The following is a 16,059-nucleotide window of genomic DNA, read 5'->3' as shown; positions in this document are numbered from 1 at the left end:
GCCACCATGAGCACCGCATCCCAGAAGACCGCCGCGCAGGCGCAGGCCACCACCGAGGCGCTTGCGCCCAACGAGTTCTCCGACCTGCTGCAGCGCGAGTTCAAGCCCAAGACCGACCAGGCCCGCGAGGCGGTGGAAAACGCCGTCAAGACGCTGGCCGTGCAGGCGCTGGAAAACACCGTCACCATTTCCAACGACGCCTACCGCTCGGTGCAGGCCATCATCACGGAGATCGACCGCAAGCTCTCCGAGCAGATCAACCAGATCCTGCACCACGAAGACTTCCAGCAGCTCGAAGGCGCATGGCGCGGGCTGCACTACCTGGTGAACAACACCGAGACCGACGAGCAGCTCAAGATCCGCGTGATGTGCGCGTCCAAGCGCGAAGTGGCGCGCTCGCTCAAGCGCCACAAGGGCATCGGCTGGGACCAGAGCCCGCTGTTCAAGAAGGTCTACGAGGCCGAGTACGGTCAGTTCGGCGGCGAGCCCTTCGGCGCGCTGATCGGCGACTTCCACTTCGACCACAGCCCGCCCGACGTCGAGATGCTCGGCGAGATGGCCAAGATCGCCGCGGCCGCGCACTGCCCTTTCATCGCGGGCGCGTCGCCCACGGTGATGCAGATGGAGTCGTGGCAGGAGCTGTCGAACCCGCGCGACCTGACCAAGATCTTCCAGAACACCGAGCACACCGCCTGGCGCTCGCTGCGCGACTCGGAAGACGCGCGCTACATCGGCCTGGCGATGCCGCGCTTCCTGGCGCGCCTGCCCTACGGTGCGCGCACCAACCCCGTGGACGAGTTCGAGTTCGAGGAAGAAACCGACTCGGCCGCGCACAACCGCTACACCTGGGCCAACTCGGCCTACGCCATGGGCGTGAACATCAACCGCTCGTTCAAGCAGTACGGCTGGTGCACGTCCATCCGCGGCGTGGAGTCGGGCGGCGCGGTGGAAAACCTGCCCACCCACACCTTCCCCACCGACGACGGCGGCGTGGACATGAAGTGCCCCACCGAGATCGCCATCAGCGACCGGCGCGAGGCCGAGCTGGCCAAGAACGGCTTCATGCCGCTGGTGCACCGCAAGAACTCCGACTTCGCGGCCTTCATCGGCGCGCAGTCGCTGCAGCTGCCGGCGGAGTACTACGACGCCGACGCCACCGCCAACGCTAACCTGGCCGCGCGCCTGCCGTACCTGTTTGCCTGCTGCCGTTTCGCGCACTACCTGAAGTGCATCGTGCGCGACAAGATCGGCTCGTTCCGCGAGCGCGAGGACATGGAGCGCTGGCTGAACGACTGGATCATGAACTACGTCGACGGCAGCCCCGGCACCTCGTCGCAGGACACCAAGGCCATGAAGCCGCTCGCCGCGGCCGAGGTGCAGGTCGAGGCCATCGAGGACAACCCGGGCTACTACGCCGCGAAGTTTTTTCTCCGGCCGCACTACCAGCTCGAAGGGCTGACCGTGTCGTTGCGGCTGGTTTCGAAGCTGCCGTCCAACAAGAAGGACAGCAGCTAGTTCAAACGGCGACCCGGGCACGGGCGCACACAACTCTGGGGGTTAACTTATGGCAGTAGACATGTTCATGCGCGTCGAGGGCGCGAACGGCGAATCCAAGGACTCGAACCACAAGGACTGGACGGATATCAAGTCGTTTGCATGGGGAGCGACGCAGCCTGGAAACATGGTCAGCGGCGGTGGCGGCGGCGTGGGCAAGGCCAGCTTCAACGACCTGCAGGTGCTCGCGCGCATCGACAAGGCCGCGCCCGCGGTGCTGAAGAACTGCGCCAGCGGCAAGCACCTGGCCAAGGTCGAGGTGTCGGTGTGCAAGGCCGGCGGCGCGCAGATCGAGTACACGCGCGTCACGCTCGAAGAGGTGCTGGTCACCTCGGTGCAGTACACCGCCGAGCAAGGCTCCGACGCCGTGTTCGTGCAGTACGCCTTCCAGGCCGCCAAGGTGAAGCAGCAGTACTGGGAACAGACCGACAAGGGCGGCAAGGGCGCCGAGACGGTACTGGGCTGGAACCTGAAGGAAAACAAGGAGGCCTGATCGGCTTTTTGTTTCCTGGCTCGCGTGCGCGACCGGTCTTCCCGGCCGGTCGCGCCGGTTTCCCCGACGGCGTGCAGCCACTGCACGGTCGTCCTTCGCACAGTGGCCCGCAGCGGCGCCATGTGCCAGTCAGTCAGCGAGGTTGCTTCATGGGAGATGGGTTTGCAGTGCTGGGCGAACGTTCCGTGGCCGAGCACACCGAATGGGTGCAGCGGCAGATCCGCGCCAAACCCCAGGACGCCAGCCTGCGCCTTGCGTTGTGCCACTTTCTCGCGCTGCGCGGCGAGTGGCAACGCGCCGAAGACCAGCTCAGGCAGGCCACCCGGCTGGACCCGACCTTCACCCCCGCGAGCGTGACCTGCTCGATGGCGCTCGCGGCCGAACGCCATCGCACCGAATTCTGGAACGGCACGCGCGCGCCGGCCGTGCTGGGCGGCAACGCCGAGTGGGTCGAGCAGCTGATCGCCGCCGCGGCGCTGCCGCCCGAGCGTGCCGACGAAGCCGCCGCCCTGCGCGACAGCGCGCGGCAGGCCGCACCCGGGTTGCAGGGCACGCTGACCGGCGTGGACCGCAGCGACTCACGCGCTGCACACTCGGCAAAGGCACTCGACGGCGAACCCGTGGCGCGCACCGGGTTCTCGTGGCTGTGCGACGGCGACGTGCGCATCGGCCCCGTGCTGGAGCTGCTCACGCCCTCGGGCTACGCCTGGCTGCCGTTGACCGAGGTGCGACGCATCAAGTTCTCGCGCCCGCAGCACCTGGTCGACCTGCTGTGGGCGCCCGCCGAGATCGAGCGGCACGACGGCCCCGCGCTCAACGGGCTGGTGCCCGTGCGCTACCCCGGCGCGCTCGACGGCCTCGACGACGGCACCATGCTGGGCCGCCGCACCGACTGGCTGCCGCTGCCCGGCGACGAGCAGTATGCGGGCGTGGGCCAGCGCACGCTGATCAGCGAGGCCGGCGACCATTCGCTGCTTGACGTGCGGCTGATCGAGTTCAACCGTGATATCGACCGCGAGGGCGCCACCCCATGAGCGCCATGCTGGACGCCGACGGCGAGCTGCAGGAAAGCGTGGCGCGCGACCGCCTGCAACCGGTGCTGCTCGACCGCCTGACCGACACCACGCCGCAGACCCGCCAGGAGCGCGCGGGCGCCTTCCTGATGAGCGGCAAGCTGCTGCGCGACTCGGTGCTGCGCGACCTGCAGTGGCTGCTGAACACCACCAACTTCGGCGCCGGGCACGACATCAACGCCATGCCGCGCGCGCGCCGCTCGGTGGTGAACTACGGCGTGCGCGGCTGGGCCGGCGGGCGCATGTCGGAGGTCGACTTCGCCGACGTGGAGGCGGCCATTCGCGCCGCCATCATCGACTTCGAGCCGCGCATCATGAAGGACAGCATCGACGTGCGCTGCGTGACCGACGCCAACGACCTGGAGCACCACAACCTGCTCGCGCTGGAGATCCGCGGCACGCTGTGGTCGGTGCCGTACCCGATCGAGTTCATCCTGCGTTCGGAACTGGACCTGGAAAGCGGGCACATGGTGCTGCGGCCGACAGGGGGGCTCTGATGAGCGTGGTGCCGTCCCCGCATGACTCCTTCTCTCGCAAGCGGGAGAAGGAACAACACGGAGCGCGGCCGCACTGATGGACGCCAAGCTCCTCGACTACTACAACCGCGAGCTCACCTACATGCACGAGCTCGGGGCCGAGTTCGCGCAGCGCTACCCCAAGATCGCGGGCCGCCTGGGCATGCGCGGCATCGAGGTGAGCGACCCCTACGTCGAGCGGCTGCTCGAGGGCTTCAGCTTTCTCACCGCGCGCATCCAGCTCAAGATGGACGCGGAGTTTCCGCGCTTCTCGCAGCGCCTGCTCGAGGTGGTGTACCCCAACTTCCTCGCGCCGCTGCCGGCCATGGCGGTGGTGCAGATCGACGGCAACCTCAACGAAGGCTCGCTGAAGGCCGGCTACGAGCTGCCGCGCCACACCATCCTGCGCGGGCGAATGATCAAGGGCGAGCAGACGGCCTGCGAGTTCCGCACGGGCCACGCCGTCACGCTGTGGCCCATTCGCATCGCGGAGGCCGCCATCGGCCCGGTGCCGGCCGAGATCGCGCATGCGATGCCGATGGTCGCGCGCCAGGCGAAGAGCGCCATCACCATCAAGCTCGAGGCCGTGGGCGGCGCGCGCTTCGCCGACATGCCGCTGGACCGGCTGGAGTTCTTTCTCTCGGGCGCCGAGCTGCATGCGCTGCGCGTGCTGGAGCTTGCGACGCACCACGGCATCGGCGTGGTGTGCCGCAGCGGGCCGGGTGGCGCAGGCGGTGCAGGCGGCGCAGGCGCTGTATCGCGCATCGTGCCGCTGGGCGACGACGCCATCAAGCACGAAGGCTTCGACCCCGAACAGGCGCTGCTGCCCTACGACGCGCGCTCCTTCCAGGGCTACCGGCTGCTGCACGAGTACTTCGCGTTTCCCGACCGCTACCTGTTCTTCAGCGTGAACAAGTTGCGCGCGGCGGTGCAGGCCATGCCGGGCAACACGATGGAGATCGTGATCCTGCTCGACCGCGCCGACGCCGACCTCGAGCGGCTGGTCGACGCCAAGCACTTCTCGCTGTTCTGCACGCCCATCATCAACCTGGTGCCGCGCCGCAGCGACCGCATTCCGGTGGGGCCGGGCCAGCACGAGCACCACGCCGTCATCGACCGCACGCGCCCGCGCGACTTCGAGATCTTCACCGTGGAGCGCGTCACCGGCCACATGGCCAACGGCTCGGAAGAGCGGGAGTTCAGGCCCTTTCTCGGCTCCTTCGCGGCGGACGACGGCGACTTCGGCGCCTACTTCTCGCTGCGCCGCGAGCCGCGCCTGGTGTCCGACCGCGCGCGCGCGCAGGGCACGCGCACCAGCTACACCGGCAGCGAGGTGTACGTGTCGCTGGTCGACCAGCATGACGCGCCGTTTCCGCACAGCCTGCGCCACATCACGCTGGACGCGCTGTGCACCAACCGCGACCTGCCGCTGCTGCTGCCCACGGGGCTGGAGTCGGACTTCACGCTGCGCGTGTCGGCGCCGGTGCGCGCCATCCGCATCCTGCGCGGGCCGTCGCGGCCGTACCCGGCGCTGGCCGAAGGCGCGCTCACCTGGCGCCTCATCAGCCACCTGGGCCTGAACTACCTGAGCCTGACCGATGTCGACGCGGCGCAGGGCGCCTCGGCCTTGCGCGAGATGCTCGACCTGTACGGCAACCTGGCCGACCCGGCGGTGCGCCGGCAGATTTCGGGCGTGCGCTCGATGGCGCTCGCGCCCGTGTTCCGCCGCCTGCCCAACCCGGGCCCCATCGTGTTCGGCCGCGGCGTGGAGATTGCGCTGAAGATCGACGAGGTCGCCTTCTCGGGCGCGAGCCCGTACCTGTTCGGCGCCGTGCTGGAGCAGTTCTTCAGCCGCCACGTGTCGCTCAATTCGTTCACCGAGTTCGCGCTGTCCAGCCTGCAGCGCGGCGAAATCGCGCGCTGGACGCCGCGTGTGGGACGCCGCCCCGCCGTATGAACGAGACCGGCATCCAGGAAACCAGCGAAGCCACCGAGGCGACCAAGGCGGCCGACGCCGTGGCGTTGGGCGCGGACGCGTACGGCATCGCACACGCCTTGCAGGCCACCCCCGTTCCTCGCGGCATGCCCGAGCTGGACCCCGAACTGTGGGCGCGCTTGGTCGAGCAGCCCTTCGAGCACGACCTGTTCATGCTGCTGCGCCGCCTCGACGCGCAGGGCGGCCACCCGCTGCTGGGCCGCGCGCCGCGCCCGGTCGACGAGCCGCTGCGGCTGGGCCAGGAACCGTCGATGGCCTTCGCGCCGTCGAACGTGTCGGGTGTCGACGTGGACGGCGACGGCCCGCCGCGCATCTCCATCTACGGCTTCGGCCTGTTCGGCCCCAACGGCCCGCTGCCGCTGCACCTCACCGAGTACGCGCGCGAGCGCAAGCGCCACCACGGCGACGACACGCTGAGCGCCTTTGCCGACCTGTTCCACCACCGGCTCATCCTGCTGTTCTACCGGGCCTGGGCCGACGCGCAGTCGGTCAACAGCCTGGACCGCCCCGACGGCCACCGCTTCGTCGACTACGTGGCCAGCCTCATGAACATGGGGCAGCCCGGCCTGCAGGAACGCGACCGCATCGCCGACCATGCGCGCACCTTCATGGCGGGGCACCTGGTGCGCCAGACGCGCAACCCCGAAGGGCTCATCCAGATCCTCAAGCTCTACTTCGACGTGCCCGTGCGCGTGGAGGAGTTCGTGAGCGACTGGGTGATGCTCGAGGAGCGCGAGCTGAGCCGCCTGGGCCTGTTCGGGCGCAACCACCAGCTCGGCGGCGGCGCCACGATCGGGCTCGCGGTGCGCGACGCGCAAAGCAAGTTCCGCCTGGAGCTGGGGCCGCTGTCGCAGCACGAGTTCCGCGAGTTCCTGCCCGGCAGCAAGCGCCTGCAGCAGGTGGTCGACTGGGTGCGCCAGTACGTGGGCATCGAGTTCGCGTGGGAGCTGCGCCTGGTCCTGAAGAAAGAGGACGCGCAGGGCTCCCGGCTCGGCGGCAGCCAGCGCCTGGGCTGGGGCAGCTGGCTCGGCACGCGCCTGGCCGACACCGACGCCGGCGACATGGTGTTCCAGCCTGAAGCATTGTTTTCCCGCAACGCACCGGCCGCATCCGCGGGCGGGCCTGTTCATTCCTTATGACCGACATTCGCCGCGTCTCGCTCTTTTCCAAGCTCAACCCGATGCTCTACAAGGCATTGGAGACCGCCACCGCCTTCGCCAAGCTGCGCGGCAATGCCTACGTGGAGCTGGTGCACTGGCTGCACCAGATCCTGCAGCTGCAGGACAGCGACCTGCGCCGCATCGTCCGGCGCGCGGGCCTGAACCTGGACGCGGTCGAGCAGGACCTGGTGCGCGCGCTCGACCGGCTGCCGCACGGCGCCACGTCGATCAGCGACATCTCCGAGCACGTCGACAACGCGGTGGAGCGCGCCTGGGTCTATGCCAGCCTGCGCTTCGAGGCCACGTCCATCCGCGGCGCCTACCTGCTCGCCGGCATCGTGAAGACGCCGGGCCTGCGCCAGGTGCTCTCGGGCATCTCGCGCGAGTTCGACAAGCTGGTGCCCGACGTGCTGGTGGCGCAGCTCGCGGCGTGGACCGAGGGCTCGCCCGAAGACGACTTCGACGCCGTGCAGGGCGAGGCCGGCAGCGCCCCCGAGCCGGCCCACCAGGGCGGCGCGCCCGCGGCCGGCGGCTCCGCGCTGGCCAAGTACGCGAGCGACCTCACGGCCAAGGCGCGCGCGGGCGAACTCGACCCGGTGTACGGCCGCGACGACGAGATCCGCCAGATCATCGACATCCTCATGCGCAGGCGGCAGAACAACCCGCTGCTCACCGGCGAGGCCGGCGTGGGCAAGACGGCGGTGGTCGAGGGGCTGGCCTCGCGGCTGGCCTCGGGCGACGTGCCGCCGTCGCTGAAGGACGTGTCGCTGTGGGTGCTCGACCCCACGCTGCTGCAGGCCGGCGCGGGCGTGAAGGGCGAGTTCGAGCAGCGCCTGCGCCAGGTGATCGACGAGGTGGAGAAGAGCCCCAAGCCCATCGTGCTGTTCGTCGACGAGGTGCACACGCTGGTGGGCGCGGGCGGCACGGCCGGCACGGGCGATGCGGCCAACCTGCTGAAGCCGGCGCTGGCGCGCGGTCGGCTGCGCACCATCGGCGCGACCACGTGGTCGGAGTACAAGAAATACATCGAGAAAGACCCGGCGCTCACCCGGCGCTTCCAGACCATCCAGGTGCACGAGCCCACCGAGCCCAAGGCGGTGGTCATGCTGCGCGGCATTTCGGCCGAGCTGGAAAAGCACCACGGCGTGCTCATCCTCGATGCCGCGCTGGAAGCGGCCGTGAGCCTGTCGCACCGCTACATTCCCGCACGCCAGTTGCCCGACAAGGCCGTGAGCCTGCTCGACACCGCCTGCGCCCGCGTGGCGCTGAGCCAGCATGCGCTGCCCGCGGCCATCGAAGACCTGCAGCGCCGCATCGAGGTGCTGGGCATCGAGTCGGGCATCGCGGGGCGCGAGGCGGCCATTGGCGTGGGCGCGCACCAGCGCGTGGCGGACATCGCGGCCCAGGTGGCCGCGGCGCAGGCCGAGCTCGACCTGCTGGAGACACGGCGCGTGCAAGAAAGCGCGCTGGTCGAACGCATCGTGGCGCTGCGCAAGCAGCTGTCGCCGGCGGCGGTGCCGGTGCAGGCCGAGGCGGGCGCATCGCAGGAAGACGATGCGCCGCAGAACGAAGCGCAAACCGAACCAGAACCCCGACTCGACCCCAAACGCACGCCTGACGACATCCGCGCCGAACTCAACGATGCACAGGACAAGCTGGTACAGCTGCAGGGCGAGTCGCCGCTCATCCTCGCGGCCGTCGACGCGCAGGCCATCGCCACCGTGGTGGCCGACTGGACCGGCATTCCCATCGGCCGCATGGTGCGCGACGACGCGCAGTCGGTGCTCAAGCTCGGCGAGATCCTGTCGGCGCGCGTGGTCGCGCAGCCCGACGCGCTGGAGACCATTTCGCGGCGCATCCGCACCGCGCGCGCGCGGCTGGACAACCCCAACAAGCCCGTCGGCGTGTTCCTGCTGTGCGGCCCCTCGGGCGTGGGCAAGACCGAGACCGCGCTGGCCCTGTCGGAGGCGCTGTACGGCGGCGAGCAGAACCTGGTCACCATCAACATGAGCGAGTTCCAGGAGTCGCACACCGTCTCCACCTTGAAGGGCGCGCCGCCCGGCTACGTGGGCTATGGCGAGGGTGGCGTGCTCACCGAGGCCGTGCGTCGCCGGCCCTACAGCGTGGTGCTGCTCGACGAGATCGAGAAGGCCCACACCGACGTGCACGAGATCTTTTTCCAGGTGTTCGACAAGGGCTGGATGGAAGACGGCGAAGGCCGCCACATCGACTTTCGCAACACCGTGATCATCATGACCTCCAACGTCGGCACCGACCTGGTCATGCAGCTGTGCGAAGACCCGAGCCTGCGCCCGGACCCCGAGCCGCTGGCCGCCGCGCTGCGCGAGCCGCTGCTGAAGGTGTTCGCGCCCGCGCTGCTGGGCCGGCTGGTGGTGGTGCCGTACTACCCGCTGCATGCCGAGGCGTTGCACCGCATCATCCGGCTGCAGCTGGACCGCGTGGCGGTGCGCCTGCAGGCCAACCACGGCATTGCATTGGCTTACAACGACAGCGCGGTGGAACTGGTCGCGCGGCGCTGCACGGCCATAGAGTCGGGTGGACGGATGATCGATGCGATCCTCACGCACACCATCCTTCCGCGACTGAGCGAGGAAGTCATCGGCGCCACGGTCAGTGCGCGCAAGCTCGCCGCCGTGCAACTGGGCGCGGCCGGCGACGACTTCCACTACGAATTTTCCGAAGCGCCGCACTGAACGGTTTCAGCACGCGCCATCGAAAAAAATACAGGGAGCAAACCATGGACCGCGTCGTCAAGGCCTATACCCCGCTGGGAGAAGAGCAGCTGCTGTTCCGTTCGATGAACGGCACCGAAGGGCTCTCGCAGCTGTTCGAGTTCGAGGTCGACCTGCTGAGCCCGAACGTGTCGATCGACATGAAGTCGGTGCTGGGCAAGTCGCTCACGCTCGAGGTGCAGACGGCCGGCGCGCCGCGCTTTCTCGACGGGCAGATCGTGCGCTTCACGCTCATCGGAAAAGAAGACAGCACCTCGCGCTACGTGGTGTACCGCGCCACCGTGCGGCCCTGGCTGTGGTACCTCACGCGCACCAGCGACTGCAAGATCTTCCAGAACAAGTCGGTCGTCGAAATACTGGAGCAGGTGTTCGGCGACTACCCCTTCGTGTTCGAGAAGAAGCTCTGCGGCAGCTACCGCCAGTGGGAGTACTGCGTGCAGTACCAGGAGACCGACTTCGCGTTCGTGAGCCGGCTCATGGAGCACGAGGGCATCTACTACTACTTCCGCCACGACAAGGGCCAGCACACGCTGGTGCTGGCCGACGACATGTCGGCGCACGACGAGCTGCCCGGCTACGCCACCATCAGCTACCTTGCCACCGACCGCGACCTCGACCCCTGGCAGGAGGCCATCGACCAGTGGCAGGTGAGCGAGGAGATACGCCCCGGCTCCTACGTGGTGGACGACTACGACTTCAAGAACGCAGAGGGCGACCTGCTGAGCATGCGCAGCCAGCCGCGCGGCAGCGAGCACGACACCTACGAGATGTACGAATGGCTCGGCGGCTTCAGCGAGGTGGAGCAGGGCGAGCACTACTCGCGCATCCGGCTCGAAGAGGCGCAGTCGCAGGCCGAGCGCGACCTGGGCCACAGCAACGTGCGCGGCATGGCGCCGGGCCATCGCTTCACCATGCAGAACTGCCCGCGGCAGGACGACAACCGCGAGTACCTGGTGGTGTCGGTGGCCTATGCGCTGCGCGAAGGCGGCTATGCGAGCGGCGTGGCCGAGGGCTCGTACAGCTTCGACTTCGTGGTGCAGCCGACCTCCTACGCGTTTCGCCCCGCGCGCGTGACGCCCATGACGCGCACCAACGGCCCGCAGACCGCCACCGTGGTGGGCAAGGCCGGGCAGGAATACTGGATCGACAGGTACGGCCGCGTGAAGGTGCAGTTCCGCTGGGACCGCTACGGCCGCAAGGACGAGAACAGCTCCTGCTGGGTGCGTGTTTCCAGCGCCTGGGCCGGCTCGAACTACGGCGCCGTGAACCATCCGCGCAAGGGCGAGGAGGTGGTGGTCGACTTCATCGGCGGACACCCCGACCGGCCGATCATCATCGGGCGCGTGTACAACTCCAGCCACATGCCGCCGCGCGACCTGCCCGCGCAGGTGACGGTGAGCGGCTTCGTCAGCCGCACGCAGGACGGCACGCCGGCCAACGCCAACGAGTTCATCCTGGACGACGCGCCCGGCGAGGAGCTGGTGCGCATCCACGCCGAGAAGGACTTCGAGATCGACGTGGAGGCCGACGAGCGCGACACCATCGCCGTGAACCGCACCACCACCATCGGCGGCAACGAGACGCTCACCATCGACAAGGCCCGCACCACCACAGTGAAGGCCGGGCTGGACCATGCGATGTACCAGACCGGCTCCACGCTGGAGGTGTCGGGCGGGCTCACCGACCACTACTTCAAGGACGGCATCCACATCACCACCCACAAGGGCGCGGTGGAAACGGTGGAAACCGGCACCTCCGACGTGACGGTGAAGGCCGGCCTGCGCCACGAGGTGTTCGACGTGGGCCTGAAGGTGGACGTGACCGGCGGCATGACCGAGACGGTGAAGGGCCCTTCCAAACTCGAGGCGGTCGATGCCTTGCGCAGCGAGCTCTACAACGCCAGCTGGGAGCGCAAGGTGACCGGCACCGGCACCGACGAGATCACCTCGTCGCTCCAGGAGACCATCGGCGGCACGCACACCTCGAACGTGACGGGCGCGTACACCGGCACCGCGGAGTCGGTGTCCATCACCTCGACCTCGGGCGACATCAAGATCACCGCGGCCGGCAACGTGATCGCGGAGGGCGAGCACGTGAAGCACATCAACCGCGCCTCCAAGTGGGACCTGGCGCCCTACCGGCTCACCGCCACGGGCGCCAACGTCGCCTTCAACGGCGTGGCCACCACCACCGCCGGACTGGCGAACGCCAACAACGTCATCAACCTGGCGTCCAACGGGCTGAAGGGCGAGCTTTTCGGCGTGGGTTACGCGTACGGCGCCTTCACCAGCACGCAGACCGGCGCGCAGGTGGCCAACAAGGGCCTGAGCATCAAGACGGGTGGGTTGAAGACCTACATCCAGTTCCTGATGCTGTTCCTTTGAATGCAGTGGCGCACCGCACTTCGAAACAAGGCAAGAGGAGATTCGAGCAGATGGCAGATTACTTGTGGGTCCTGATACCGCTGGCGTGCCTGGTGTTGATCGTTCTGGGCGCCATCGGCGTGCGCAAGCTGCAGGGATTCACGACCGGGCAGATCGTCGAGCGCGCGGCGCCCGCGCAGGTGCTGGCCGAGGGCGTGCCCGCGGTGGCCACCGTGCTGGCCACGGCCGACACCGAGATGCGCGTGGACCTGGTCTACGTGCTCACGCGGCTCACGCTGCGGGTGGAGGCGGCCGGCCCCGTGCCCTCGTTCATCGCCGAGACGGTGGTGCCGATCTCGCCCGTCAAGCTCGCGGAGTTTTCCGAAGGGCGGCTGGTGCGCGTCAAGGTCGACCTGGCCACGCGCCAGATCGCCATCGACCAGCCGCTGAAGTAGCCGCCGCGTGAAGACCGTCAAGCCGTTTCGCCTGAGCCTGCTGACGAGGCCCTACCGCTGGCAGCAGCGCGACACGTTGGGCGTGTCGGTGCTGGCCATGGTGTCCCTGGGCGCCGACCCGCGCCTCATGCCCGAGCAGGAGCTGTGGCAGACCGTGAGCGAAGAGCTGGACCCCGGCAGCGCGCTCGACCTGGGCGTGCCAAAGCGCGTGCCCGAGGTGCTGGCCAGCGGCTTTTGCTACACCGCGCACCAGCAGGACAAGACCATGGGCGCGGTGGAGATGCAGGTGGCCGGCCTGCAGAAATCGCTGGCCGTGTTCGGCGACCGCTACTGGCTCGACGGCCGCGCCACCGCTGCGCAGCCCTTTGAGCAGATGCGCGTCGACTGGCGCCATGCCTACGGCGGCCCAGCCGTGGCCGAGAACCCGCTGGGCATCGGCAGCGTCGTGGAGCTGGTGAACGGCGTGCAGGCGCAGCGCCTGCCGAACGTGGAGTGGCCGGGCGCGCAGGTGCGCTCGCCGAACGACGCGGTGCGCCCCGCGGGCTTCGCGGGCCTGCTGCCCGACTGGCCGCAGCGCATGGCGCTGGTGGGCACCGATTTCGGCAAGGAGTGGCTGGAGCACGACGCCCCCGGCTTCGCGCGCGACATGGACTGGCAGTTCTTCAACGCCGCGCCCGCCGACCAGCGCTGGCCCGACCTGCACGAGTTGCCGCCGGGCGCGCCCTACGCCTTTCGCAACATGCACCCGCGCCATGCGGTGCTGCAGGGCCGCCTGCCCGAGTGGAAGGCGCGCTGCTTCGCCAGCTTCCACCCCGACGGCTCCGACCTGCGGGAGGCGCCGCTGCGGCTCACCACCGCGTGGTTCTTTCCGCACCTGGAGCGCGCGGTGCTGGTGTGGCACGGCGGCTTTGCGATCGCGCAGGACGACGCGGCCGACGTGCACCACGTGATGCCCGCGCTGGAGCTGCCCGATGCGCCGCGGCCGCTGTCGCACTACCAGGCGGTGCTGGCACGGCGGCTCGACCCGGCCATGGCCGTGCACGTGTTGCGCGACAGCGACCTCGTGCCCAAGGCCGTGCTCGGCGAATGGGAGGCTGCGCAAATGGCCGACCCGCTCGCCCGCCCGACCGCGCGCAACATGCGCGCCGGGCAGCAGCGCGCGTACGAGGCGCGCCACGCCGAATTCACCGCCGCGGGGCTGGACCCCGCGCTCTACCTGCCGCAGCCGCCGTCGTACGAGCCGCTGCCGGGGCTGGACGACATGGTGGGCTACGTCGAGCGCGCGGGCGAGCAGATCGAGGCCTCGGTGCATGCGCGCAAGGCGCTGGAGGCCGAGAACGCCGAGCGCATGGCGCAGGCCGGCTTCAACGCCGACATTCCCGGCGAGCCGGTCCGCCAGCGCTTCGACCCCGACGCGCTGGTGCGCGAAATTGAACGCGCAGAGGTGTTCGAGCGCGAAACCCAGGGCGAGGGCAGTGCGGACGGCGCCATCCCGATGTTCTCGGCCGACGACAAGGCCCGCATGATCGATCGCGCGCGCCAGGGCTACCTGCATGCGGCGCACCTGTCGGCGCCCGCGGCGCCGGCCTCGACGTTCAGGAGCGCGAAGCTGCGCCGCCGGCTCGGCGCCGCGCCCGCCGGGCAGCGCAGCTTTGCAGGCATGAACCTCATCGGCGCCGACCTGCACGGCATGGACCTGCGCGGCGCCAACTTCGCGGGCGCGATGCTCGAGGACGCGAACCTCGACGGCGCGCAGCTCGACGACTGCGACTTCTCCAACGCCGTGCTGGCGCGCGCCACGCTGGCGCGCACGTCGCTGGCACGCGCGAACTTCGACGGCGCCAACCTGGGCGGCGCGCGCTGCGAGGCCAGCGTGTTCACCGGCGCGAGCTTCAGGGACACCCTGTGCGACAAGGCCAGCTTCCAGGCCTGCCTGCTGGACGAGGCCGTGTTCGAGCGCACCCGCTGGCACGAGAGCAGCCTCGACCGGTGCGACCTGCGCCGCTCGCGCTGGCTGCAGGTCGCCATCCTGAAGCTCACGCTGGCCGGCATCGCCTTCGACGACGCCAGCTTCTCGCACATGGCCTGGATCGAGTGCCGCTTCGAGGGCGTGTCGTTCGCGCGCGCCAGCTTCACGCAGTGCGGTTTCTCTTCCACGGGCGCGAGCCACGGCGTCGATTTTTCAGACGCCACGCTCAACGCATGCAGTTTCTCGGGCGCCAGCACGCTGGCGCATGCGCGCTTCGTGGGGGCCTCGCTGAAGCAGTGCGGGCTGCGCGGCACGGTGCTGTCGCAGGCCGACTTCGGCGGCGCGCGGCTGGAAGGCTGCGACTTCTCGTCCTGCGACCTGCGCGCCGCCAGGCTGGAGCGCATGGCCGCCGGCGAAAGCCTGTTCGTGCGCGCCGATTTCACCGGCGCCTCGCTGCGCGGTGCCAACCTGATCGACGCGAACCTGTCGAAAGCGACGCTGGCGAGCGCCGACCTGCGCGGCGCCAACCTGTTTCGCGCCGACGTGTCGCAAGCGCTCATCGACACCTCGACCCTGCTCGACGGCGCCTACGTGCAGCAAGCCAAGACCGTGCCCAGGCGCCGCGTGGAGGACGCCGCGTGACGCCGCAGGCCCTGCAGGCGTTACAAGACAAGGTGCGCCACGGCGCGCCCCTGGTCGGGCTGAGCTGCGCCGGCTGGGACCTGGGCGGGCTGGACCTGTCGGGCGCGGTGATGGAGCGCGTGGACTTCAGCGGCGCGCGGCTGGCCGGTGCCCAGCTGGAAGACAGCACCTTCTCGCACTGCGTGTTCGCGCAGTGCGACCTGTCGCAGGCCACGTTGGACGAGGCGCGCTTCTTTCGCTGCGACCTGCGCGATGCCGTGGCCGACGGCACGAGCGCGCGCGGCACGGCCTTCGTCGAAAGCCGGCTGTCGGGCCTGAGCCTGGCCGACGCGCAGCTCGACACCACGCAGTTCTTTCGCTGCGACCTGGAGAACGCGCGGCTGTGCACGCCCGCGCTGGCGCGCGCCACCTTCGCCGAGTCGATGCTGGCCGGCACCGATTTCTCGCAGGCGCAGCTGAGCTTCGTGACCTTCCACCGCATCGACCTGCGAACCGCGCGCTTCACCGGCGCGCGCTGCGCGAACTCGATGTTCGTCGAGTGCGACATGACGGGCCAGCAGCTGGCCGGCCAGCACCTGTCGCAGTGCCAGTTCACCGACAGCCGGCTCGACGGCGCCGACCTGTCGAGGGCCACGCTGTTGCAGAGCAACTTCAAGGGCGCGTCGCTGCACCAGGCCAACCTTGCCGGCGCCGATGCGCGCCAGGCGATGTTCCCGGAGGCCGACCTGCAGGGCGCCCACTGCCAGGGCGCGCGCTTCGACCAGTCGATCTGGGCCGGGGCGCTGCTTGCGGGCGTGGACTTCAGCGACGCGCAGCTGCCGATGAGCGTGTTCCAGCGCGCGCGCTGCGAGGGGGCGGACTTTCGCCGTGCGCAGTTGCAGGACGCCGATTTCTCGTATGCCGCGCTCACCGGCGCGGACCTGCGCGGCGCGCACTTCCTGCGCACGCGCTTTCACCGCGCGCTGCAGGACAACGCGCGCCTGTCGGGGCGCGAGGGAATCATCGAGAACGACCCCGAATTGCACAAGGCCCAGGCCTGGTCCGACACGCATTGAGCGGCTGCACGGGCCACCATCAGAAGACAGG

11 protein-coding genes are annotated in these 16,059 nt (G+C 69.4%); all 11 read left to right on the top strand.

Translation table 11 applies throughout. The features are described from left to right. The first annotated feature begins 6 nt into the window (after positions 1–6). The 11 genes from tssC (at position 7) to QTI51_RS23150 (ending at position 16,028) form a co-directional block, all read left to right on the top strand. Positions 7–1,515: a type VI secretion system contractile sheath large subunit gene (gene tssC / locus QTI51_RS23200; protein ID WP_116911589.1), complete on the top strand. Its 1,509-nt coding sequence runs from the start codon at positions 7–9 to the stop codon at positions 1,513–1,515. 49 nt (positions 1,516–1,564) lie between these two features. After that, a complete protein-coding gene (locus tag QTI51_RS23195) occupies positions 1,565–2,047 on the top strand; it encodes an Hcp family type VI secretion system effector (protein WP_116911588.1) in 483 nt (160 codons plus the stop codon). A gap of 149 nt (positions 2,048–2,196) precedes the next feature. Then, positions 2,197–3,081 (top strand): type VI secretion system accessory protein TagJ, encoded by an 885-nt coding sequence (locus QTI51_RS23190; protein WP_116911587.1) that lies wholly within the window; start codon positions 2,197–2,199, stop codon positions 3,079–3,081. After that, positions 3,078–3,617, top strand: a complete 540-nt coding sequence (gene tssE, locus QTI51_RS23185) for a type VI secretion system baseplate subunit TssE (protein ID WP_207786762.1) — start codon at positions 3,078–3,080, stop codon at positions 3,615–3,617. Before QTI51_RS23190 ends, tssE begins: the two co-directional genes overlap by 4 nt. A gap of 76 nt (positions 3,618–3,693) precedes the next feature. Further along, positions 3,694–5,592, top strand: coding sequence for a type VI secretion system baseplate subunit TssF (tssF, locus tag QTI51_RS23180; protein ID WP_286516153.1), 1,899 nt, complete (start codon positions 3,694–3,696; stop codon positions 5,590–5,592). Continuing rightward, the gene (tssG, locus tag QTI51_RS23175) at positions 5,589–6,770 is read left to right on the top strand and encodes a type VI secretion system baseplate subunit TssG (protein WP_503011535.1); all 1,182 of its coding nucleotides are present in this window, start codon (positions 5,589–5,591) and stop codon (positions 6,768–6,770) included. The genes tssF and tssG overlap by 4 nt, the downstream gene beginning before the upstream one ends. Further along, the gene (tssH, locus tag QTI51_RS23170; RefSeq protein ID WP_116911585.1) at positions 6,767–9,505 is read left to right on the top strand and encodes a type VI secretion system ATPase TssH; all 2,739 of its coding nucleotides are present in this window, start codon (positions 6,767–6,769) and stop codon (positions 9,503–9,505) included. Before tssG ends, tssH begins: the two co-directional genes overlap by 4 nt. Before the next feature lie 44 nt (positions 9,506–9,549). Next, complete coding sequence (locus QTI51_RS23165; protein ID WP_116911584.1) at positions 9,550–11,928, top strand: type VI secretion system Vgr family protein; 2,379 nt, start codon at positions 9,550–9,552, stop codon at positions 11,926–11,928. A 50-nt stretch (positions 11,929–11,978) separates the two neighbouring features. Continuing rightward, a complete protein-coding gene (locus QTI51_RS23160) occupies positions 11,979–12,362 on the top strand; it encodes a hypothetical protein (RefSeq protein ID WP_132748921.1) in 384 nt (127 codons plus the stop codon). A gap of 7 nt (positions 12,363–12,369) precedes the next feature. Continuing rightward, positions 12,370–14,973 (top strand): DUF2169 family type VI secretion system accessory protein, encoded by a 2,604-nt coding sequence (locus QTI51_RS23155; protein ID WP_116911582.1) that lies wholly within the window; start codon positions 12,370–12,372, stop codon positions 14,971–14,973. Further along, positions 14,970–16,028 (top strand): pentapeptide repeat-containing protein, encoded by a 1,059-nt coding sequence (locus QTI51_RS23150; protein WP_286516154.1) that lies wholly within the window; start codon positions 14,970–14,972, stop codon positions 16,026–16,028. The genes QTI51_RS23155 and QTI51_RS23150 overlap by 4 nt, the downstream gene beginning before the upstream one ends. Positions 16,029–16,059 lie beyond the last annotated feature (31 nt).

This window comes from Variovorax sp. J22G73 (genome assembly GCF_030317035.1).
GTDB lineage: Bacteria > Pseudomonadota > Gammaproteobacteria > Burkholderiales > Burkholderiaceae_C > Variovorax.
The sequence above is the reverse complement of the archived record's forward strand: the minus strand, read 5'-3'. Positions and strand labels throughout refer to the sequence as shown.

Bases quoted from the DNA above. Each gene is read 5' to 3' on its own strand.
- tssC (WP_116911589.1), top strand. From the start codon at position 7: ATGAGCACCGCATCCCAGAAGACCGCCGCGCAGGCGCAGGCCACCACC.
- QTI51_RS23195 (WP_116911588.1), top strand. From the start codon at position 1,565: ATGGCAGTAGACATGTTCATGCGCGTCGAGGGCGCGAACGGCGAATCC.
- QTI51_RS23190 (WP_116911587.1), top strand. From the start codon at position 2,197: ATGGGAGATGGGTTTGCAGTGCTGGGCGAACGTTCCGTGGCCGAGCAC.
- tssE (WP_207786762.1), top strand. From the start codon at position 3,078: ATGAGCGCCATGCTGGACGCCGACGGCGAGCTGCAGGAAAGCGTGGCG.
- tssF (WP_286516153.1), top strand. From the start codon at position 3,694: ATGGACGCCAAGCTCCTCGACTACTACAACCGCGAGCTCACCTACATG.
- tssG (WP_503011535.1), top strand. From the start codon at position 5,589: ATGAACGAGACCGGCATCCAGGAAACCAGCGAAGCCACCGAGGCGACC.
- tssH (WP_116911585.1), top strand. From the start codon at position 6,767: ATGACCGACATTCGCCGCGTCTCGCTCTTTTCCAAGCTCAACCCGATG.
- QTI51_RS23165 (WP_116911584.1), top strand. From the start codon at position 9,550: ATGGACCGCGTCGTCAAGGCCTATACCCCGCTGGGAGAAGAGCAGCTG.
- QTI51_RS23160 (WP_132748921.1), top strand. From the start codon at position 11,979: ATGGCAGATTACTTGTGGGTCCTGATACCGCTGGCGTGCCTGGTGTTG.